General features: G+C 38.1%; 20 protein-coding genes. 18 read left to right on the top strand and 2 right to left on the bottom strand.

The annotated features are described in order from the left end of the window. Positions 1-585, bottom strand: coding sequence for a riboflavin synthase (locus IX38_RS03615; protein WP_034701852.1), 585 nt, complete (start codon positions 583-585; stop codon positions 1-3). A gap of 48 nt (positions 586-633) precedes the next feature. On the opposite strand from IX38_RS03615, the gene pdxA reads away from it, so the two are divergent. From pdxA to IX38_RS03530, 17 genes are all read left to right on the top strand, one after another. Beyond that, positions 634-1,725 carry a 4-hydroxythreonine-4-phosphate dehydrogenase PdxA gene (pdxA, locus tag IX38_RS03610; RefSeq protein ID WP_034701850.1) on the top strand — a complete coding sequence of 364 codons (1,092 nt, stop codon included), beginning with the start codon at positions 634-636 and terminating at the stop codon, positions 1,723-1,725. Between the two features lie 84 nt (positions 1,726-1,809). Further along, positions 1,810-2,340 (top strand): YceD family protein, encoded by a 531-nt coding sequence (locus IX38_RS03605; protein WP_034701848.1) that lies wholly within the window; start codon positions 1,810-1,812, stop codon positions 2,338-2,340. Between the two features lie 68 nt (positions 2,341-2,408). Next, positions 2,409-2,612, top strand: coding sequence for a 50S ribosomal protein L32 (rpmF, locus tag IX38_RS03600; protein ID WP_002976251.1), 204 nt, complete (start codon positions 2,409-2,411; stop codon positions 2,610-2,612). 127 nt (positions 2,613-2,739) lie between these two features. Then, on the top strand, positions 2,740-3,219 hold the full coding sequence (gene accB, locus IX38_RS03595; protein ID WP_034701847.1) for an acetyl-CoA carboxylase biotin carboxyl carrier protein: 480 nt from the start codon (positions 2,740-2,742) through the stop codon (positions 3,217-3,219). A gap of 100 nt (positions 3,220-3,319) precedes the next feature. After that, on the top strand, positions 3,320-4,675 hold the full coding sequence (accC, locus tag IX38_RS03590) for an acetyl-CoA carboxylase biotin carboxylase subunit (protein ID WP_034701845.1): 1,356 nt from the start codon (positions 3,320-3,322) through the stop codon (positions 4,673-4,675). A gap of 327 nt (positions 4,676-5,002) precedes the next feature. Continuing rightward, positions 5,003-5,410, top strand: a complete 408-nt coding sequence (gene tssD / locus IX38_RS03585; RefSeq protein WP_034701842.1) for a type VI secretion system tube protein TssD — start codon at positions 5,003-5,005, stop codon at positions 5,408-5,410. Positions 5,411-5,589: 179 nt separating this feature from the next. After that, positions 5,590-7,506 carry a type VI secretion system Vgr family protein gene (locus IX38_RS03580; RefSeq protein ID WP_034701840.1) on the top strand — a complete coding sequence of 639 codons (1,917 nt, stop codon included), beginning with the start codon at positions 5,590-5,592 and terminating at the stop codon, positions 7,504-7,506. A 14-nt stretch (positions 7,507-7,520) separates the two neighbouring features. Then, complete coding sequence (locus IX38_RS03575; protein WP_051884446.1) at positions 7,521-8,072, top strand: YdcF family protein; 552 nt, start codon at positions 7,521-7,523, stop codon at positions 8,070-8,072. A gap of 153 nt (positions 8,073-8,225) precedes the next feature. After that, entirely contained in the window at positions 8,226-9,563 is a 1,338-nt protein-coding gene (locus IX38_RS03570) for a DUF3289 family protein (RefSeq protein WP_034701838.1), read from the top strand. A gap of 13 nt (positions 9,564-9,576) precedes the next feature. Beyond that, positions 9,577-10,026, top strand: coding sequence for a hypothetical protein (locus tag IX38_RS03565; protein ID WP_034701836.1), 450 nt, complete (start codon positions 9,577-9,579; stop codon positions 10,024-10,026). Positions 10,027-10,036: 10 nt separating this feature from the next. Beyond that, on the top strand, positions 10,037-10,831 hold the full coding sequence (locus tag IX38_RS03560) for a hypothetical protein (protein ID WP_034701834.1): 795 nt from the start codon (positions 10,037-10,039) through the stop codon (positions 10,829-10,831). A gap of 17 nt (positions 10,832-10,848) precedes the next feature. Then, the gene (locus IX38_RS21850; RefSeq protein WP_051884445.1) at positions 10,849-15,000 is read left to right on the top strand and encodes a TIGR02594 family protein; all 4,152 of its coding nucleotides are present in this window, start codon (positions 10,849-10,851) and stop codon (positions 14,998-15,000) included. A 10-nt stretch (positions 15,001-15,010) separates the two neighbouring features. Further along, positions 15,011-16,288, top strand: a complete 1,278-nt coding sequence (locus IX38_RS23160; RefSeq protein ID WP_228377904.1) for a hypothetical protein — start codon at positions 15,011-15,013, stop codon at positions 16,286-16,288. Between the two features lie 54 nt (positions 16,289-16,342). Next, the gene (locus IX38_RS03545) at positions 16,343-17,248 is read left to right on the top strand and encodes a hypothetical protein (RefSeq protein ID WP_034701829.1); all 906 of its coding nucleotides are present in this window, start codon (positions 16,343-16,345) and stop codon (positions 17,246-17,248) included. A gap of 234 nt (positions 17,249-17,482) precedes the next feature. Beyond that, on the top strand, positions 17,483-18,730 hold the full coding sequence (gene rocD / locus IX38_RS03540) for an ornithine--oxo-acid transaminase (protein ID WP_034701826.1): 1,248 nt from the start codon (positions 17,483-17,485) through the stop codon (positions 18,728-18,730). After that, positions 18,730-19,485: a glycosyltransferase family 2 protein gene (locus IX38_RS03535; RefSeq protein ID WP_034701821.1), complete on the top strand. Its 756-nt coding sequence runs from the start codon at positions 18,730-18,732 to the stop codon at positions 19,483-19,485. The genes rocD and IX38_RS03535 overlap by 1 nt, the downstream gene beginning before the upstream one ends. 775 nt (positions 19,486-20,260) lie before the next feature. Then, complete coding sequence (locus IX38_RS03530) at positions 20,261-21,004, top strand: polysaccharide deacetylase family protein (RefSeq protein ID WP_051884443.1); 744 nt, start codon at positions 20,261-20,263, stop codon at positions 21,002-21,004. Here IX38_RS03530 and IX38_RS03525 read toward each other — a convergent pair. Continuing rightward, positions 21,001-22,080, bottom strand: a complete 1,080-nt coding sequence (locus IX38_RS03525) for a glycosyltransferase family 4 protein (RefSeq protein ID WP_034702461.1) — start codon at positions 22,078-22,080, stop codon at positions 21,001-21,003. The two genes, IX38_RS03530 and IX38_RS03525, sit on opposite strands and share 4 nt — an antisense overlap. Before the next feature lie 59 nt (positions 22,081-22,139). On the opposite strand from IX38_RS03525, the gene IX38_RS03520 reads away from it, so the two are divergent. Next, positions 22,140-22,930: CgeB family protein (locus IX38_RS03520; RefSeq protein ID WP_034701819.1), on the top strand; the 791-nt coding region annotated here is incomplete at its 3' end.

Below are 22,930 nucleotides of genomic sequence, written 5' to 3'. Positions count from 1 at the left end.
CTATTTTTTAATTAACCTAGCAATATACTTACCAATGATGTCAAATTCTAAATTAACTTTATCTCCGATTTTAAGATGCTGCATATTCGTAAACTCCCAGGTATATGGAATAATAGCTACAGAAAACTGTATATCTTCACTTTTCGCCACGGTAAGGCTTATTCCGTTTACCGTAATGGAGCCCTGCGGAACCGTTACAAAATTACCGTTGTCTTCATATTTAATGGTTATAAAATAGCTTCCGTCCTTATTTTCAATTCCTGCTACTTCACCGGTCTTGTCAACGTGTCCCTGTACAATATGTCCGTCCAGCCTTCCATCCATCTTCATGCATCGTTCAAGATTTACCACAGTGCCTACATCCCATTTTCCAAGATTGGTCTTTTCCAATGTTTCATTGATTGCCGTTACCACATACTGATCATCTTTAATCTCAACAACTGTAAGGCAGCAACCGTTATGGGCAAGGCTTTGGTCTATTTTCAGTTCGTTTGTAAAAGGGCATGTTAATGTGAAATCTATGTTGCTTCCTTTCTCTTCAATCTTTTCAATAATGCCAACTGCTTCAATAATTCCTGTGAACATATTATTTTTTGCTAAATTTGTAAATTATAATCTTCAAAGATAATCAAAATGAGCCCAAAAAACCATAAAGTACGAGTAGGAATTTCAATCGGTGATTTTAACGGCATCGGTCCGGAGATCATCATGAAATCCCTGATTGACAAAACCATTACGGATTTTTTCACTCCGGTGATTTTTGGCTCGGGAAAGTTATTTACCTTCCAGAAAAATATTTTCAAGCTGAATCTGAATTTCAACTACATCAATGAAGCATCGCAGGCTCAGGCAGGAAAACTCAATATGGTGAACCTGACTAAGGAAAATGTAAACGTAGAACTGGGAGTTCCTACGGAGGAATCTACCAGAATGGCCATTGATTCTCTGGAGCTGGCTACCGAAGCTTTAATGAAAGGTGATATCGACGTTCTCGTTACAGCACCCATCAATAAGGATGAAATGGTAAAAATGGGCTTCAAACATGCCGGACATACAGGATATTTTGAGGAAAAATTCAGTAAAAAAGGATTAATGTTCTTAGTTACAGAAGATCTTAAAGTCGCTGTTTCCACGCACCATATCCCGATTGCCAGCGTAGCCGAAAATATTTCCAAAGAAAAAATAAAAAAACAGATCAGAGCCCTGAACCAGACACTCATAGAAGATTTCTGTGTACAGAGACCTAAAATTGCGGTATTGGGACTGAATCCCCATGCCGGGGACGGAGGCGTGATCGGAAAAGAAGAAATGGAGATCATAGAACCTGCCATAAAAGAACTTTCTGACAATGGAATACTGGCTTTCGGACCTTATCCGGCAGACAGCTTTTTCCAGCCTAATAAATACAGAAACTTCGATGCTGTTTTAGCGATGTACCATGATCAGGGGCTTGCACCATTCAAAACACTGGCCTACGAGGAGGGTGTGAATTATACAGCAGGACTTCCGTTTATCAGGACTTCTCCGGACCATGGAGTGGCCTACGATATTGCAGGAAAAAACGTGGCCGATGAGCAGAGTTTTACCGAAGCTATCTTCACGGCTATCAAAATATTCAAGAACAGAAGCGAATATAACGACCTGATGACCAACCGTATGCAGCCAAGAAAAATGGTCGTAGACAACGGGGTGGATGAAGATCTTCCGGATGAAAATGAAGGATAATTTGTTAAAACAAATTTTAAATTAATTTGTTATGTATTTTATTTGTTATTATAAAAAAATTGCATATTTTTGCACACTCATTTTATGGACAAGTTAAGAAACTATGACGTAAGCTTTTCCGGACTTAAAAACGGGAAGCACGTGTTCAAATTTGAGATAGATAAAACGTTCTTTCAATTATTTGACACTGAACAGGAATTTACAAATCCTAAAATAACAGCAGATGTTTTTCTTGAAAAGCATACTACATTTTTAGAATTTGAGATCAAAGTAGATGGAACAGTGGAGCTTATTTGTGATATCACAAATGATGAATTCGACTATCCGATTGAAAACGAGATCAGGGTTTTGGTGAATTTTGGTGAAGAATATGATGACAGCAATGAAGACGTCATTACCATTCCAGCCTCAGATCACGCATTCAATGCGGCACAGCTGATCTACGAAAACGTACAGCTTTCTATACCAATGAAAAAGATTTCACCGAATGTAAGCGATGAAGATCTGGAAATTCTAAACAGGTTCAGTCCAAAAGATATTGAAGAGCCGGAAGAGGAAGAACCCGGAAGTGACCCGAGATGGGAAGCACTGAGAAAGTTAAAAGACAATAATTAAATAAAAAATAATTTAAATATGATGAGATGATGAATCTCATCGCTCATCAATTAAAAAAGTTATTCAAAATGGCACATCCTAAGAGAAGACAGTCGTCCACAAGAAGAGATAAGAGAAGAACTCATTATAAAGCAGTAGTTCCTCAATTAGCGAAAGATGCAACAACTGGTGAACTTCACCTTTACCACAGAGCTCACTGGCATGAAGGAAAACTTTACTACAGAGGTAAAGTAGTATTGGAAAAAGAAGTTGCAGCTACAGAAGAAAACTAAGAGTCGCTTTTCACTGAAAAAGCCTCATTTTAATACAAAAACCGCCCAATTTTGATAAAATTAGGCGGTTTTTTGTTGTTTTTTGTGTTTTTTTGGTATCTTTGGTGCAAAATCAAATATCAAATTTATGGACATTAAAGACATACAAAATCTTATTAAATTTGTATCTAAGGCTGAAGTTTCAGAAGTAAAATACAAAACTAAAGATTTCGAAATTACTATTAAAACTCCATTAGCCGGCAGCGATACGGTTTATGCACAGCCTGCAGTATACCATACAGCTCCTCAGGCAGCAGCTCAGGGTCCCATGGCAGCTCCGGCAGCAGCTTCTGTTGAAAAAACTGAAGCAGTATCTGATGACAGCAAATATGTGGCTATAAAATCTCCTATGATCGGTACTTTCTACAGAAAACCGTCACCGGATAAAGATGTATTTGTAAACGTAGGCGACGAGGTTTCTACAGGAAAAGTAGTTTGCGTGATCGAAGCAATGAAGTTATTCAACCAGATCGATTCTGAGATCAGCGGGAAAATCGTGAAGATCCTGGTAGACGATGCTACTCCGGTAGAATACGATCAGCCTTTATTCTTAGTAGACCCATCTTAATTTAGAGGTTAGATGTTAGACATTAGATGTTAGACTTAATTTCTGCATTCAAAATAACATTATCTAATTTTCAAATTATCTAATTTTCAAATTGAAGAAGATGTTCAAAAAAATATTAATAGCCAATCGTGGCGAAATTGCAATGCGTATTTTACGTACCTGCAAAGAAATGGGGATCAAAACCGTTGCTGTATATTCTACCGCAGACAAAGACAGTCTCCATGTAAGATTTGCTGATGAAGCGGTTTGTATAGGCCCTCCTATGAGCAAAGACTCATACCTTAAAATCCCTAACATTATTGCGGCGGCAGAAATCACCAATGCTGATGCTATACACCCAGGTTATGGATTCCTGTCTGAAAATGCCAATTTCTCCAGAATCTGCCAGAAAAACAACATCAAATTTATTGGTGCTTCTCCTGAGCAGATCGAAAAAATGGGTGATAAGGCAAACGCTAAAGCAACCATGAAAGCTGCAGGTGTACCATGTGTACCTGGTTCTGACGGATTGATCGAATCTTATGAGCATGCTGTAAAAGTGGCTGAGGAAACAGGGTACCCTGTTATGATCAAAGCTACCGCAGGCGGTGGCGGAAAAGGAATGAGAGCTGTATGGAAAGCTGAAGACCTTAAAGACCACTGGGAATCTGCTATCCAGGAAGCTGTGGCTGCCTTCGGAAACGGAGGAATGTACATGGAAAAACTGATTGAAGAGCCAAGACATATTGAAATTCAGGTTGCCGGTGACCAGTACGGAAAAGCATGTCACCTTTCTGAAAGAGACTGTTCTGTACAGAGAAGAAACCAGAAACTGACGGAAGAAACTCCTTCTCCATTCATGACTGATGAGCTTCGTGAGAAAATGGGTGAAGCTGCTGTAAAAGCTGCTGAATTTATTGGATATGAAGGAGTTGGAACCATTGAATTCCTTGTAGACAAGCACAGAAATTTCTATTTCATGGAAATGAATACAAGAATCCAGGTAGAGCATCCTATCACTGAGCAGGTAATTGATTATGACCTGATCAGAGAGCAGATCCTTCTTGCGGCAGGAACTCCTATTTCAGGGATCAACTACTTCCCGAAACTACATTCAATCGAGTGCAGAATCAACGCTGAAGATCCTTATGCAGACTTCAGACCTTCACCGGGAAAAATCACCGGATTAAATATCCCTGGCGGACATGGAATCCGAGTGGATACCCACGTTTATTCCGGTTATACAATTCCTTCTAACTATGACTCAATGATCGCCAAGCTTATCACTACAGCTCAAACCCGTGAGGAAGCTATCGCTAAAATGAGACGTGCGCTGGAAGAATTCTATATTGAAGGAGTAAAAACGACAATTCCTTTCCACAGACAGCTGATGGATAATGAAGATTATCTGGCCGGAAACTATACTACGAAATTCATGGAGGATTTTGTAATGGATAGAAAATATGATAATCACTAAGATTATTGATCTGTAAATTTTAAACTGCCTCATTTTGGGGCAGTTTTTTTATTGCCGTTCTCCATTACTTCTTTTTCAAAAATATTCAGCTATACTTTTATCAATTCCTTTCTAATCCCCTTCCCATCGGGACTTAATAATTCCTTAATATTAGAGTTCATAAACCTCTGATTACCAACAACCAGCCAACCTAACAGTTGTTAGTCGAAGAATTACGACACTTTTTAAAATTTCTTCAAATTTTTTTTTCTGATTCTGTATTTACTTTTAAATTTGGTGACATAGAATAACAATCACACAATATTAACACATTAAAATTTACTAATCATGGCAGAAAGAAATTCAAGAGGAATCTTAAAATTCAACGGCGGTGAAGGACAGAAGTTATTAAAGCTTAACTACAGTGTATCCCGTTCTACAGACGTATCAGGAAGAGTGGCATCAGACCCCTCCAATGCACTGATCAAAATTACAGTGGAAGCTACAGAAAAATCAGACATTCTGGAAAGTCTTCTTAACGGAAAATACAAGCCTACAACCGGAGAGGTTACATTCAACAAATCTCACGAAGAAGGAACATTAACTACTTTGAAGTGGGAAAACGGATATGTAATCCGGCATGAAGTAGACTTCGATGCAGTAGATGATAACAGCATGTATATCACATTCGTTGTCAGCGCAGAGCAAATCGATCTTGGAAATTCTTCTTACAGAGGAGAATGGCCTACCTCTTAAAAATGTAATTCCTACAGCAAGAAAAACAGCAGACAGGATGGTAAAACCCAACGTGAGGGATGCTGTTCTGTCTTTTTTGGCTGTATTGGCTGTTTTTATTAATTGTCTATCAAAAATAGAGACAGATGATATAGGATTATATTATCCGGTTTTTAGTTGACACCAAAACATCAATAATCATGGAAGAAAGCAGCAATTTTTCATTCCGTCCCAATCACTATAAAGCGCCTGCTAATGCAGATAAGATCTCTGTGAACCATATTCCCGGGATCAATCGTGTGGTAAAACTGGATATTGTGATAGAAGGGAAATCCGTCAATCATTTTAAACATTTCCGGTTACAGCAGAGTGCAAGACGGCATCACCATTTCGAGCTTACCCTTGCTCATGACTCTTTGGGAGCCGCTCAGAATCATAATCTTGAGCAAGCCCGCCAGTTCTTAGGAAAACGGATCACCGTAGTTTTTAAATACAAAGATTACGAAGATGAAAGTCCTGAAAGAACTTTTGTCGGGGTTATTACCAAAGCGGCATTCAGCCAGGAAAAAATGAGCCTAGGCAATATTGTGCTGAAAGGCGAGAGCCCTACGATCCTGATGGATTCTGCTCCCCATACACAAAGTTTTGGAGGCACCCAGGCAGTCAATACGGGAATTATTGCGGACAAGATCATTAAAGAAGCATTAGGTTCTTCGAAATTCGACTTTAGGGTGGATCCCCAGAATAAAAGCTATATCAATTACAGCTCACAATACAACGAAACGCATTACAATTTTCTCGCAAGAACTGCAGAAGCCTATGGTGAACAGTTTTATTATGACGGTGAGATCCTCCACTTCGGAAAACTTCCACCATCTGAAAAAGCGGTCCGCCTTATTTACGGCAGCAATGTAAGCGATGTACAGGTAGAACTGAAAGCAGTACACACAAAACCTGAATTTTTTGGATACAGCAGCAGCAGCCACACTAAAATGCAAGGCTCTGAAAATAATATCAGGCACTTGGGAGAAATTCCGGCCAAAGCCTATGAACTGAATAACAATATCTTCAAAACCCGTTCGCTCTCCCCTGCTCCGGTTAACCCCAACATGTTCATGGATGTTAATGATTCACAGAAAAGTGCGGCAGGAAGTGCAGCTGTAGAAGTTTTTACAGTTTCAGGAAATACCACGGTACCGTTTCTTTATCCGGGATGCTGCGCAGATATTGAAATGCGCAAGCCTGATACGAGCGAAACCTCTTATTTTACAAAGGTGACCATTACAGAAGTTATTCATGAAGTAAATGCAAGAGGATATTATACCGGAAGTTTCGAGGCAGTGGCCGAAGGGACCGGGTTTATGCCTAAACCGGATTTTATCATTCCCAGTGCACAACCCCAAATAGCAACGGTCATTTCAAACACAGACCCTATGAATCAGGGAAGGATACAGGTACAGTTTGACTGGCAGCGGAATCCCGATACGACTCATTTTATAAGAATGATGAGCCCTGATGCCGGTGGAACAGACGCCATTACCCAGAACAGGGGGTTTGTAGCTATTCCTGAAGTCGGGGATCAGGTTATGGTAGGTTTTGAATATGATCATCCTGATTTTCCTTTCGCAATGGGCGGAATGTTTCATGGTCAGGTAGCTTTGGGAGGCGGACTGAACAATCATATTAAATCAATCCAGACCAGAAGCGGTAATAAAATTATATTTAATGACCAGGAAGGAAGTATTTTCATAGAAGATCCGAGCGGCAATACATATTTGATGGATGGCAAAGGAAATATTACCGTAAATGCTCCAAAGAATATGACATTCACTGCAGGAGAAAATGTACAGATCAACGCAGGGCGCAATATTATAGCTTCTGCACAGAGAAACGTTAATATCATGGCTGGCGAAGACATTACCGAAACGGCAAACGATGATTATAATCTGACAGCAAGCAATATTATTGAAACTGCAGAAATGGGCAGAAGCTCCAAGGCAAAAAATATTACAGAAAACATGGAAGCCGGCTCATACATCAGTACAAAGGATGCGATTAATGTAGAAAGTGCCAAGGAAGTCAATATCAATAGTGGCAAACAGGTAAAAATGCAGTAAGAATATACCAATATATGTTTAAAAATATTTTTAAATACTTTTTTATACCGGGAATCTTATGGTTTATGATCCATTCAATTTATATAATAAATGATGGATTAACCAATACTCAACAAAATACTGATTTAGCTGTTGTGTTCGGTAATAAAGTTAATGAAGACGGAACATTATCTCCCAGATTGAAAGCCAGGCTGGATGAGGCCGTCAGACTATATGGAAAAAAGCAGGTAAAAGAAATACTGGTAAGTGGCGGCTTGGGTAAAGAAGGGTATTGGGAAGGAAATGAAATGAAAAAGTATTTGATTGAAAATAAAATACCTTCCGAAAAAATTCTTACGGATAATTATGGAGATACCACTGAGAAAACAGTTATTAATTCTGTAAAAGCAGCTGATAGTTTAAAGTATAAAAGTATTGTTTCAGTATCTCAGTATTATCATCAAACCCGTATTAAGAAATTATTCAGGAACTGTCACTTTGATCATATAACCAGTTCCAGCCCTGAGTATTTTGAAATTAGAGATGTATATTCAGTCTTTAGAGAATTTTTTGCCTATTATTTATAGTACAAAAGAAGAACATAATATAAAACTTGTATAGCAACGATGTAGAGCTTCCCAAGGTGCTTTTGACTGAAAACATTTTTTATGTAGAGTAAAAGTTCCGGACTTTGAAACAGAAAATATATTAAATAACCAATGTAAAAACTTTATAGCAGCATGGAAGGCGGAAATATCATACGGAATGTTTTTGGCAAATCTTATAAGGAAGCAGAGCAGATCATGAAAGATGCTTCCAAAGGTGCTCTTGACTTTAAATCTCCACAGGAAAATACTTTCTACGGTAAAAATGGTGGCAAAAAACTGGATGAATATGAAGCCAAGAAAGATAATACCTTACTGGTAACCAAGGTTGAAGGCCCACTGGATGACAATGGCGGAAAAATAGACAAACCCAAAGAAGGAGAAAAACACTGGTTCAAAGCAACATTTAACAGGTCTGCAACAAAAAGTGAGTATAAAAAACTTTTGTGGCAACTGAAGATCAACGGAGCTTCTATCCCTTTCTTTTTTGATTATTCTTCCATTGAAGGCAGTACGCAGACCATACAGGTGAAGCTGCCATGCTATGATATGCGTGCCTATGCTTATTTTAAAAGCCCGATCGACAAGGTAAGTGTGGAAGTAAACGTAAAGGGTCTTACATTCCCTATGCTGGTTCTTCAGGGCACGAGGAGAAAAGGAAAAAAAATTATTATTAAAGATGGGAAAAAGATCAGCAGTAACGATACGGCTGTAGATATGCTTTATGGAGATTACCCGGAGAATATAACCGGATTTAATAAACTCAAAGCAGAATTATATACGGAAAACTATAATACAGAAAAACAGGACAGCTGGTACAATACCACTTCCAGAGCAGACAATGCAACCCATAATGCAGATTATACGATAAAAAAAGTAGAAGACTTCTGCAACAAATCCAGTGATGAGCTGTTTAAAATATTCAAGAGCGAAATTGAATGGTATTCAAAGGGCAAAGTGGAAACCGTTGCAAAAAAAATGGTTGACAGAATGCAGGCCAATTCAGGAGGTGAATTCTCAGATAAAGACCTTACGGATGCCGTTATTCAGCATGAAAACTCACAAGCATTTATTTCGTCAATAAAATCTGTAATACAATCTTATCTGACCAAAAACAACGGTGATATCCAAAACCTGGAAATCACGGATTCTTCCAACGGGGTTTTATACAAAGACCTTGTTGACAGGGGGGTGGACAATCCTAAGTTCAGCGACAAATTCAGTGGACTGGGCATCACAATCAATGATGTCTGGGCTTATCAGATTTATATAACACGGTACAAAAAAAATGGGCGCAGTTTTGAGATGGGATTGGAATATATCTATTACGATCATTTTGGGCTGGATTATCCGGACATTCAAAAATATGACAAGGATATATTTTACAGCTGGTTTGTTTTACAGCATTTCAGAGGCTATCAACCGTTCATTACTAAAATAGATATTGTAGGAGAATTCAAAGGGACATTCTAAAAATGACTGATCAATGGGCAAAAAAATTTATATAATTATCATTCTTGCGCTGGCTGTAGTGGCCGGCATCCTCATCTATAACAATTTGAAAATGAAAAACATCAATATAAAACCAATAGATAAAGAATTTAATTCACAATTGGAATTTGGAATTCAATACTATACGATTTCCGGCTACAGTAATCACACTTCTGAAGAATTGGCCTTAGATATCCAAAATTATCTGGATCAAAACAAGAACGATATAAAAAACGCAAAAATGATTTTATTCTATGAAGATTCATTTTTCAGCAATTACAAAAAAAACATGCGGGAATCAGCCAGAGATAATGAATTCGGGGGGATTGAAGGCCATCAGGATAATCTGGTCGTTAAAGTATGGTTTGATACACCGGGAGCAAAACCTGAAGAACATCTGGTCATTTACAAGGACGGAAAAATAGTATTTGATAAAGTGAAATAATAAAACAGATATGGAAGAAAACCAGGTAAAACCTTTTCAGAAATACTCATCAGAAGTACATACTTACCAGGTGGAAAACACACTGGAAGTACGGTTCGGTGAAACCAAAGGCTTCCATTCATCCTGTAGAGTCACCTTGCAGGAAACTGAAAATGAAGACCAAACCAGGGACTGGCTTATAGAGAAAATAGAAGATACTCCCCTGCCTTCTGAAAACAACTTTATGGAAATCCTTCACGAATTGGAAAAGAGTTCTTACCCGGTAAAAATAAAAGTAGATGAAAAAGGAGTGTTCTTAAATGCTACAGATCATCAGAAAAATATAGAAAGCTGGAAACAGAAAACAGAAGGCATTCACGAAAAATACCCAAACTGTGACCTATTCAGAAGCCAGTATCTCGCAGCTTTCGAAGATGAAGAGCTTTTTTATAAAAATAAATTGAAAGAACCTTTTTGGAACCTTCTGTTTTTTGCCCCTTCCTATGTGGACAACGGAGGCGAAAATCAGGAATCTATTACATGGAATATTAAAGGAACAGGAAATATACAATGCTCCGGGATCATCAGAGCAGAACAGAGAGATTACGGTTTTGAGGCTTTTTTCACTTCGCAAACCGTAGTGCCGGATACTATCAAAGAAGAAATAAACAAAAAATATTCACGTCAGGCCGGACCATATAAAGCAGAACTCACCATACAAATGCAATATAACTCCCGGAAAAAGCAGTATGCAAAAAAGAAAGCAGATTTTATCCTGTCAGACGGAGACGAAATAGTATACCAGGAAACAAGCAGTATTATATAACTTTATGAACACTTGACATGGCAAATAAAGGATTTATTATTGTAGAAGGAGCTACCGCATACTGCAGCAGTTCCGTCGCCAACAACTCCAAAGGAACAGCTGTTCCGATGGAAGTAAAAAGCCAGAAAAAAAAGCTCGGCAAAAACAAATATTTTGCACAGGGAAAGCCCGTGGCAACATATCTTGATGATAAAGCAGAAAGCTTCGGCGGAGGAAACGGCTTCGGTAACTGCAAAGGTTCAGACGGTAAAACATATCCCTGCAAAGGAAAGTGCAACCTTAAGTATAAAGATTATTATGAAAATGTAGAGTTCAACAAAAGTATGAAAATACTGCTGGATGTTTCTACAGCTACCTGCCCGGGATATGGTATTCCGGGAACTATTGCGTTTGCTACGACCGGACAGGCCAACAATGTTTCGCAGATCGATGTAAAAGAAGCAGACGAATTCTCTGTGGCCAATGCCTCGCCGCAATGGGAAACATCAGCTGCATCTTCCGCTACAACATCAGTGAATTCCATTTCAATGACACTCCCTATTCCTGTTGCAAAACCATCCGGAACCTATTATTATGTCCAGCTGCAAAAAAATCCTTTAACTCCTTTTTTAAATCCTTTCTCAGCCGATAATCTTACCCTGAACGCCCAGTTTAAAGGCGATGCCACAAAGATTATATGGGCCCTTTTTAAAGGAGAAGACACTAAAGACAAAGTAAAAACATTCATTGGCCTGGGAAGTGTTTTCAACCAATCATTAAGCAAGACTTTTGACAGCCTTCCGGAAGGAAAATACAGGATCGAGGCTTACGGCAAAAAAGCCGGTGATAAAAACTGTGCAATCATCATTGAAGTGGTAAAAGATTTCGTTAAAAAAATTGTCACTCCCGGAACCTCTACCCTGGTCAACATCCCAATTCCCGTATCCGTAGAATATAAGCTGAATACCAGTGCCGATCAGATGAAAATTCTGAACGGAAACACCTTCATGCCTTTATCCAATACAGCACAATGGCGGATAAAACAGGGCACGACAGTACTGTACAACAGTCATTCCGGAACCGTCTCCCCTCACATTCTCGGTGTAGGCAGAATGGGAAATACAGCAACACTTAGCTTTAAAAATGCCGGAAAATATACCGTGGAAGCATTTACGGACCCCAATGATCCCAAGCCCGAATCTGTGGAGATCAAAATTGAAAATACATTGGGAGTGATGGGGGTAAGCGGAGAACCCGGACTGCTCCGATCCGGTGATATGCTTAAAGTACAGGCCTCCAAATTCAATGTGGTCTATCTTCCAGCCGTCGGAAAAACAGTACACTGGTATCTGAAAAAAGAAGGAAAAGGAAGAATAGCGGCGTTTGAAAGTTCAACTTCTTTCAAAACGGCCATGATCAATAAAAGAGCAGATGCTTTTCTCAGCCAGGATGCACAACTCTCCAGCGGAGAATATCTGGGGAAATATGTTCTGGAAGCCTATGCCAATCCGCTTGGAGCTGGAAAACAGCCTGCATTTACAGGATCAGACACTTTCCATTTTGAGATCATTAAAAACGTAATTGATAAGTTTACACTTCCCGCAGGAAACATTCCCAAAGGAACAAAAGTAAAATACACCGCTACAGCAAGAATTGCAACGCTGGCAGGAAACGAAGCGATAAAAATAGAAGTTCCACAAAACGTTACTGACAACGGAGACGGAACGCTTACATTCAATGAGCTTGGGGAATTTACCATTTCTGCTTATTTAACAGGAGATCATACGGATAATAAAAAAACTGACACCAAAATAAAGGTTTCCCAACCCACCATTAAAAGAGCGCTTTGGGCATACGGAACAGGTGTGAAACGTACAGAAACAGGTTTTGGAGAAGATACTTACGGCTTCGTGGAAATTGACGGTCTTCAGAATCAAACCCTGAAGGTAAAAGTATGGGTAAAAGGAGAAGGCGATGACTTCTACAAAGAAAAAGACAAATACATGCTGGAAGAAAAAAGCATAACGCTTAACAGCGAAGGCAAAGCTTCTTTCCTGATAAATACCACTGAAGATTATAAGAAAAAACTGGATGCTGCGATTCCCAAAACAGCAGACAACCCTACGCCCAAATACCGCCTGGTATTTACTATAGAACTGCAGGCAGGCACCTCAGCAGATGTGGTACTTCCAGCGAGCATTTCCATCGGGGAAACACGTCCCGTGGTCATAGATGCCGCTACAACCTATCTGGAAGTTCTGGATTCAAACGAAGAACTTATCATTACTTCTGAACAGAAAATTGTTTCCATCATGTTTTCCACAGAAAATGGAAAAGATATACAGCGCGAACAGACTTTTTATGGAAAAAGCCATAAAATTTGGGCACACACAGTCAATATGACTGAAGAAGTCTTAAAAATTGATGTTTTCAAAGAAGTTCCCAAGGAAGGCCTTAACGAACAAAACCACATCGTCTATACACACGAAAGCAAAGAGACTTACAAAGAAGAAAAAACAGGTAAAGACGGCCTGTTAGAAGTTTCTTTCACCGCCAAAGAAGAATGGAAAAACCCACCTAAAAACTTCGATTATTATATTGCACAGGTTTCAAGGCAACTGAAAGATCCTGCCGATGCCAATAAAAAGATCTGGAAAGCTGAAAAAATTCAGGTCACCATAAATAATACACTTCCGGCTGATCTGGTACGAACAGAAGATATGGAAAAGCTGGGAATTAAAGCCCATAAACAGGACGGAACACCTTTTACCCAGGATGAAATGCTGGAACTCAGAAAGCAGTTTATCTTCTATGAAGCCGGCTGCCTGAAGGTTTCCCAGAAAGAAACCCCGGAAACTATTGATAATGATGTGATGCCGGTAGTGGTGGAAATGGCGGAGGTGAGAAAGCAAAAAACTTGTTATTGTGACAGAGCATTCACCGAAGCAGAGGTTCGAAGTTTAGTTAAACACATGCGGGGTAAAGAGGAAATTTGGAGTTCCACTAATATGGACCGTGAAAGTTTTGCCGATTTAACAATGGAGCTCAATGCCATGTTTAGTAAATATTCCATTAATAAGTGTATTCAAAAGATTGCATTCCTGGCTAATGTATATTCTGAGACCGGCTTTTTCAGGACAGCAGGAGAAGAGTCAAGCAATCATGACTCAAGTGGATATAGGTATAAGGGACGGGGAATTCAGCAGCTTACCGGAGACGGAAGTGATCCTGTTGCTTATGCGGATTATGATGAAACAGTTCCAGAGGATGTTGTAAATAATCCAGAATTAGTTGCGACCAAACTTTATTTGGCTGTAGATAGTGGCGGATGGTTTTGGTCTATCTATAAAAAAATACCAACATGGAAAGAAAATCCACATAAAAACTACACCCAGGCAGAAAAAGATGCTATGAAATTTAAAAGAGAGTACTTCAGCAAAGCTTTGGGAAAGACATTAAATGAAACTGCGGCATTAATGGAAGAAGATGAAGAACGTTATTATTTTTTAATATGCAAGGTATTAAACGGGTATTCTCTCACTCATAAATTAGAAGTAAAACCAAATGGATGGGATGATCGCAAAACTGGCCTTTCTAATCTTAAAACATGGTTTAAGTATGATAAAAATGTCTGCAAGGATGGAGGTATATTACCCAACCTTGAAGGAAGAGCTCCCTGGATGGAACTGGCGTGGAAGGAAGAAGCCAGAAACCTGGTTGAAACCGGAACCAATAAAGAAATTCAAAAGTTTTTTGACGGAACACCATATGAAAGTGAAATGAAAGCCGGAACAAAAGATGAAACAGATATAGCATGGTGTGCTGCATTTATCAATTGGGTTATGAAGCATTATGGGTATGAAGGAGTCACCTCTGATAAAGGATATGACGCTGTAAGAGCTTTAAAGTGGGCAACATGGGCAGAAGGAAAAGATTTAGGAAAACCGGTATATGGTGCTATTGCTGTTAAAACAAGAACAGGCGGAGGGCATGTAGGTTTTGTAGCAGGCAAAAAAAATGGTAAAGTTGTAATTTTAGGAGGAAATCAGTCACAGAAGTTATATTGTGTAGCCTATGATATTTCTGACTATTTTGCATACGTAATTCCTAAAAATTATGAAATAACCGATGCGGATTATATTCTGCCTGAATACAAAGGAAATCCTGGGGCAAAAGGATCTGAACAATAAAATGATTAAAATGGAACATAGATTTTTAATTGGCTTGCTTTTTATCTCATCATTTCTGGTTTCATGCCAGGAAAAAAAAGTCAGCAGCCCAAATATCCAAGAAAGCACGAACAGTTTAAAACCTAATCAAGACATTAATATCATGCTGAAAAAACAATTAGAGTACGGAAAGCCTGCATTTGACAATCCATATCAATATTCAGAAAAAGATCTGGAAGTAACTGTACCGATATTGAGCCAGCTTCTTACAGACAATGGCTACAAACCAACTAATAATGAAGAATTTAACACAAAAATAAAACAGATATTCAACAGGATTATTGATCCAAAATCAGCCAGTAATTTTCTATATGTTAATTTTTTACATCAATGTGACCGGTCCTTTAATTACCTCCCTAATGATGCGGAGAATAACGGAATATTTATTATAAAGAATTTAAACTTCATTACTGAGCTCTACCCCATTCCAGGCATTATTGATTATCAGAAATCATATAATGAGACAGCACAAGAAGAGAACACTTTTTCGAAAACCTACAAAGATGCAAGCGGCAATGAAGTGAAAAAATATTTATGGAAAGATATTTCCAATCTGAAAGAACAACGCAAAAAAAACATCCAGACATTAGTCGCCCGTAACATGTATCTGTTCAATGGCAGTAAAGCCCATTACAAATGGCTTATTCTCAATGACCCGTATTTTATGGAAGGCTTGGTAAAAACTTTTGGATATACTGACGATCCGGAATTACTAAAATGGGTTATAGAAAAAACAAAGTTTAATAAAAGTGATCCCTCAGACTATGGCAAATTATTCTGGACAAAAGACTGCGATGGAAATGCAAGATTACATATTAACACATTTAAATTATTACAGAAGTTATACACCCCTAATGATACATCTGAAAATAGATTTACTCTGGGTAACATCAAAGGGTATTTGGAATATTTGGGCAATAGTGAAAGTCCAGAATCTAAAATCTTAACAAAAGCCGAGAAAGTAAAAATAATGGCCAATTTGGCTTATTTTGCAGAACAGTATAAATATAACCCTTCTTATAACAGTAATGCTAAAATAATGGGAAGGTTACGGTTTTTTCTAAGTCAGGAAGATATTGATATTTTAGAAAAGAATAATTATTTCGGGCTCCCAAAATTCAAAGAATGGTGGGATAACGCCGATTACGATGAATATTTCGTGGAAGAATGTGAATATAATGGCTCTTGCGGACCAGACAATCAACCTTTGAATATAACGGAATGGCGAAAACAACACCCTAAAAAATAAAACAAAAGCATGGCTTAACAGCTGTGCTTTTATTTAGAAAGTAAACATCCAATAATGATGAAAAACATTTTCACTACAAAATCATTCAATTCAGATTTCAGCATATCCAATGACCTTCAAATCTTTAGCAAGTTTAACATATTCATTATTCTTTTATTATTTCCTGTTTTAGTTTTTGCACAGGATCTGGATCATGTGATTTTGAGACAAGAATTGTTATTCAGAATTCCTCTTAGCACAAAAGACTACGGATTACATGGCAGCATACAGAAGCTGCAAAAAATGACTTCCTATTCCGATACCCAAATTCCGAAAACATATGAGACTCTTTTCTTTTCAGGGAAGGGACTGCTTACAAAAAGAGAATTCTACAGAGAAGGAGAAAAAGATGCAACAGTTACATCATATTATCATTACAGCAATAAAAAAATTGACAGTATAACCACCAATACCCATACAGAAAAAGAAGTATTTAATTACGATAATAATAACAGGCTTATTAAAAAAATCACCTACGGAAAGTATGAAGAGACCAGGGATGAAATTGATGAAGTAGAGAATTTTTATTATAATTCTCAGGATTACATCATCAAATCGGTTAAAGACCTCTCAAACCTCATTACTGAATGTAAATACAACAGTAACAGCCAACTTATACAGATCAAAAGTTTTTATAGCGATAATCCTAAAGATACGGATGTAACCGAATACCAGTTTCAAACTTCTGATAAGCCTCATACCGCCATAACTAAAGAGAACGGAAAAATTCAAACTACATTCCTTTACAAATTTGACACCAAAGGAAACAACATCGAAACAACCATCATCTCTCCGGATAAAACAGGTAAAACCATAAAAAATAATATCACCTATGATAGCTCGGGCAACATAATATCCAATGTTACCTTAAATAACGGCAGTAAAACAAGTGTACTGATTCAGGAGATAGAATACCAGTAAACATTGTATCATCGGGAAAAAGCCAATGAACAGAATAGCAAAATAACACCCTGAAAAATAATACAAAGCATACTCAAAGATATAAAACCTGCATTGCCTTATTTATGAAAGCAATATTTTCTGAAACCGCGTCATCCACCCTTAAAATACACTTCAAATACACCCATGTACCGCATTACCTTTTTGTTCATACATCTCATTAATAATGCTTAAATTTGTCGAAAACCAAAACATATGTCAACAGCAGTAACAGCAAAAAACTCACAGTATTTTATTGACCTTGAAGACAAACACGGAGCCCATAACTATCACCCTCTTCCAGTGGTTCTTGACCGCGGGGAAGGCGTTTTTGTCTGGGATGTGGAAGGCAAAAAATATTATGATTTTCTTTCAGCATATTCTGCTGTGAATCAAGGACATTCCCACCCTAAAATTGTTGCCGCTTTAGTAAGCCAGGCCCAAAAACTGGCCCTGACATCCAGAGCATTTTACAATTCAAATTTGGGTGAGTACGAGCAGAAAATCACTTCCCTTTTCGGATTCGACAAGGTTCTTCCCATGAATTCCGGAGCTGAAGCCGTAGAAACTGCCGTAAAATTAGCCCGGAAATGGAGCTATGAAGTAAAAGGAATTTCAGAAAACGCAGCCAAAATCATTGTTTGCGAAAATAACTTCCACGGAAGAACAACCACCATTGTTTCATTCTCCAATGATCCCGATGCCAACCAGAACTATGGTCCCTTCACTCCCGGATTTATAAAGATCCCTTATAATGACACCGCAGCATTAGAAGAAGTATTAAAAAGAGAAGCAGGAAATATCGCCGCCTTTTTAGTAGAGCCGATCCAGGGAGAAGCCGGTGTTTATGTTCCGGACGAAGGTTTCCTGAAAAATGCTTCTGAACTGTGTAAAAAACATAACGTATTATTTATTGCAGATGAGGTTCAGACCGGTATTGCAAGAACCGGACAGCTGATTGCATGCCACCACGAAAATGTACAGCCAGATATTCTGATCTTAGGAAAGGCCCTTTCCGGAGGAATGTATCCCGTTTCTGCGGTGTTGGCCAATAACAGCATCATGAATGTGATCAAGCCGGGACAGCACGGTTCCACTTTCGGAGGAAATCCTATTGCCTGTGCAGTGGCAGTGGCAGCACTGGATGTGGTTGCTGATGAAAAACTGTCAGAAAGAGCAGAGCAGCTGGGCCAGCTTTTCAGAGCCGAAATTGAAAAAATCATCGAAAAAAACAGCCTGATCACCAAAGTAAGAGGAAAAGGTCTTTTAAATGCTATTTTGATCAACGATACTCCGGACAGCTCTACCGCATGGAATTTATGTCTGAAGTTAAAGGAAAACGGTCTTCTCGCAAAACCTACCCATGGTAACATCATCAGATTGGCACCACCTTTGGTTATTACAGAGGAGCAGCTTTTAGACTGCGTCAGAATCATTGAAAAAACTATCACAGAATTTCGTTAATGAAGTTATCAGTCTGTTACATTGTTTTAAATGGAGAAAGTATCATTGATAAGAGTATCAGCAGCATCTACGAGATCGCTGACGAGATTATTGTCGTTGATTCTTTTTCCACAGACAAAACCAAGGAAATCTGTAGTGGATTTCCGAAAGTAAAATTTATCCAAAAAAAATTCCACGGCTTCGGCTGTCAGAAAAACTATACCCTGACCGAAGCTTCAGGAGAATGGATCCTGTTCCTGGATTCCGACGAAGTTCCGGATAAAACGGCTGTAAATGCCATTAAAGAAATTTTAGAAAGTCCCAACCCTTCCCATAACGTATACGAGATCCACTTCAACAATATCCTGCTGAAGAAAACCATTAAATATGGCGGCTGGGGCAACGTATGGAGAGAAAGATTCTTTAAAAAAGGTCACGGAAAATACACTGATGATCTGGTGCATGAATGCTTCATCACACAAGACAGAAAAGGAAAGCTGCCCGGGAATATTGATCACTACACCTATAAAAGTATTGCCCATCATATTGAAAAGATCAACAAATACACACAGCTGATGGCGGAAAAAAAGTTTTCCAGCGGGAAATCAGTATCTGTTTTAAAGATCATTTTTTCTCCTTTCTACGACTTCATGAAAACCTATTTTTTAAAATTCGGCTTTCTGGATGGTGTCGCCGGATTTTACATATCCATTACCGGAGCTTTCTACACTTTCCTGAAATATATAAAGATCAACGAACTCCGGAAATTCAAATAACATTCTTCAGATTTAACAGTAAAATAACCCGACTGCCTATCAATTTTAGAGCAGCAGATCTGCGTTTCTTATTATTTTCAGATTCAATATCCTTAAAATTTAACCGTTCATAGATAGCTGTTGGCCTCCTTTTAAACAACACCGTTTCATTATCAATACACAGAAAATATTTTAACGTGAGTTTGGATTAAGGGTTTAATTGGCTTGTTTTTATTTAAAACGCAATAACCACAACGTATTATTAATCAAATAATTATCTTTTTCGTTCGCAAAGGCACTCTGTTCAGCAATTGATTGCAGAAGCCTTAGCTGAGTGAAACGCCGTTGCGGACGGAAAATTATAGATAACAAAATTGAGAAACCCTATCGTACATAATGTTTAAATAAATATATTCTATTCTCTTAACCCAAACTGAGGTTATTTTATATTGCTTTGCTGAATGAAATGCCCCCTTGCTTTCCTTATTATACACAACAAAATATATTTCTTTGTTTGCCTTTGCAATAAATAAAACGGGTTTTATGCATTTTCCTATCCCAGACTCTTTATGATAATTTCGTAGCCAGCTTATGAAAAAGTTTGAATTTATTTTAAGCTATTTTTAAGCTGGTGCATTCAATATTTAATTAAATTTGAATATTGTAACAAATATTCGTTTTTGCAGACTTATACACCATTAAGTAATCAATTAAAAACAATAGAATTATATGAACCGTAAGTAAATTTATGGTCCAAATTCCATAAAGCATACAGTTTTATAAAATTCAGATAACCATGCTCAGATTTGTTAAAAGAACACTTGGATTTTCAGAAACAGAAAGTGTCCGAATTCTCATGTATCACAAAGTTCTGCCGGAGAAAAAAATCTCCCGCAAAGATTTGCTGACTGTTTCACTGGAAGATATGGAACAGCAGTTTAAATACATTAAAAATAATTACAACACCTTATTTTTTAATGACCTGCAGACCAACAGCCAGCTGAAGCGTAAGCTCATTCTGACTTTTGATGACGGCTACCTCAACAATTTTCAATACCTCATTCCTTTACTGGAAAAATACCGGCTGAAAGCCACCATCTTCATTCCAACCGAACTTATCCAGAAAGGGGAAACAGAGGAAAACCGCCAGATGATGACATTTGATGAAATCAAGTCTCTGAATCCTGAATTTGTTGAAATTGCTCTGCACAGCCATTCCCATAAGAACTATTCACAGATCTCCCTTCAGGAAGCAGAAGAAGATCTTTATAGGAATATAAGTACCCTGGAAGAAAAAGCCATTCCTTTTACAAAGGTCCTGGCCTATCCTTACGGGAAGTTTCCCAAAAAAGGAGAACAGAAAAAAGAGTTTTTTTCCATACTTGAAAAGGCTGGAATTACTTCTGCAGTACGCATTGGTAACAACATTGCCTATTACCCGTGGAAAAATAAATTTGAGATCAAAAGAATTGATATCAAAGGAGGCGACAGTTTCGATGTATTTAAGTGGAAACTGAGACTTGGCAAGATCAAGCTTTAATTCAGCAATTCACTGTAAAGCTTTTCATAAGCATCCGCCATCTCAAGGTATCCGAATTTTATTGCTCTTTCTTTAAACTGTAAGGCATATTCATCTGTTTTTGAGCCGTAAGCCTGCATTCCGGATGCGTACACCTCCTGCATATGCTCCGCCGAAAAGTCGTCAAAATAAAAAGCCAGATCACCGCCAATTTCCGGAAGACTGGTCAGCCTGCTCAGAAAAACAGGTTTCCCGAAATACATGGCTTCCACCGGAGGAATTCCAAAACCTTCCGCCAGTGATGGATGACAGTATGATTCACAGTGCTTTAGAAGGAAATATTTTTCGTTATTATCTACATTTTCCAGGATATGCACCCGGTTTTCCAAGCCCAGGGCTTTTACTTTTTCTAAAAACTTTTCTTTATAAGCCGATTTTGCAGAAGAAGTGATAAGTACTAGATCCCTGTCATTCTGTGAAATAAGGTCCAGAAGAACTTCCTGGTTTTTCTTAGGAAAAAGTACCCCGATATTTAAAATATATTTTTTTCCTGTGAAACTGTAGCTCTTCCCGGATCTGATCTCTATATTTTCGGGAAATATCAGTCCGTTATAAATAACTTCTACCTTAACATTATTTTTCAGGGTAAAAAGCCCTCTGTTCTTAAGAAAATCTTCTTTTACAAATTCCGAGATACAAACTATGGCATCCGCATTTCCGATGTTTTTCTGAACAAGATTGGTTGTTCTTTTCACTTTCTGCTCCGAACTTCCATCGTGGAGAAAATTAAGATCGTGAAGTGTCACTACCTTTTTTTGCCCCTTTTTTACGGTATGAAAGTATTCAGAAAGCTGATGGGCAGTATGGATAAGGGAAAAATGCCGGGTATTGATGGGGATTTTCTTTTGCCAGAATTTCCAGTCGATAATATTAAAGTTTTTTTTTGTCTGCGGAATATTTTTTTCCGGACCATAAAAAGTATACTCAAAATCAGAGGTTTTCTCGTCCAGACCCCTTATTAATGAAACACATACGTTCGCAATTCCCGACTTAGGGTACTTCAGTCTTTCGGCATCAATTAAAATTTTTTGGGTCATTATCGTCAGGCTTTTCATCAAAAATATAAATTTAAATATGAAATTTTTATTTTTGCAGTATGAAAATTTGTTTAATCAGCTTCGATTTCTGGCATTATGATGAACACATAGTGGAAAAACTGAGTGATAAAGGCATTGAGGCATGCCATATCAACATCGGAGCCTTTACCCATAAAAATACCGGAGAGCGTATAAAAAACACTTTCAGCAAAATTTTTCTGGGAAAAAATCCAAAATATCACAAAAGACAAAGTTTCATACTGGAATCCCTGGAAAAAATAGGCAGGCAGGATCAGATTCTGGTCATTAACCCGGAAGCTATTGACGAAAATATTCACCAGAAGATCAGGGAATACACAGACCGGAACATCGCTTATCTCTACGACAGCATGGCCAGGAACCCTGCAACGCATCTTCTGCACTATTTCGACACTATATTTTCTTTTGACGATAATGATGTGAAAAATTTCGGATTCGAAAAGATCACCAATTATAATTACCTCGATTATATTCCGGCATCCCGGCAGCATCCGAAACTGGATCTGTTTTACATCACGTCTTATGACCAGAAAAGACTCTCTGCGCTTAATCTTCTGATCAACCGTCTGCATCCTATGAAAATAAAATTCCAGGTGTATATGGTTGGGAAAAAGGGTTGGAAAAACAAACTGAACCAGATTATTGATAAGAAGAATATTGATATTTTAAAATTCGGAAGAAAAAAAATACCTCATCACGCACTCCCTGGCTATTATAAGAATACCAAAGTGATCCTTGACCTGATGCGTGCTGACCAGACGGGACTCAGCTTCAGGATATTTGAAGCAATGGCCCTGGAAAAGAAAATCAT

Source organism: Chryseobacterium luteum (assembly GCF_000737785.1).
GTDB classification, from domain to species: Bacteria; Bacteroidota; Bacteroidia; order Flavobacteriales; family Weeksellaceae; genus Chryseobacterium; species Chryseobacterium luteum.
Note: the sequence above shows the minus strand (reverse complement) of the source record. Positions and strands in the feature narration are given on the sequence as shown.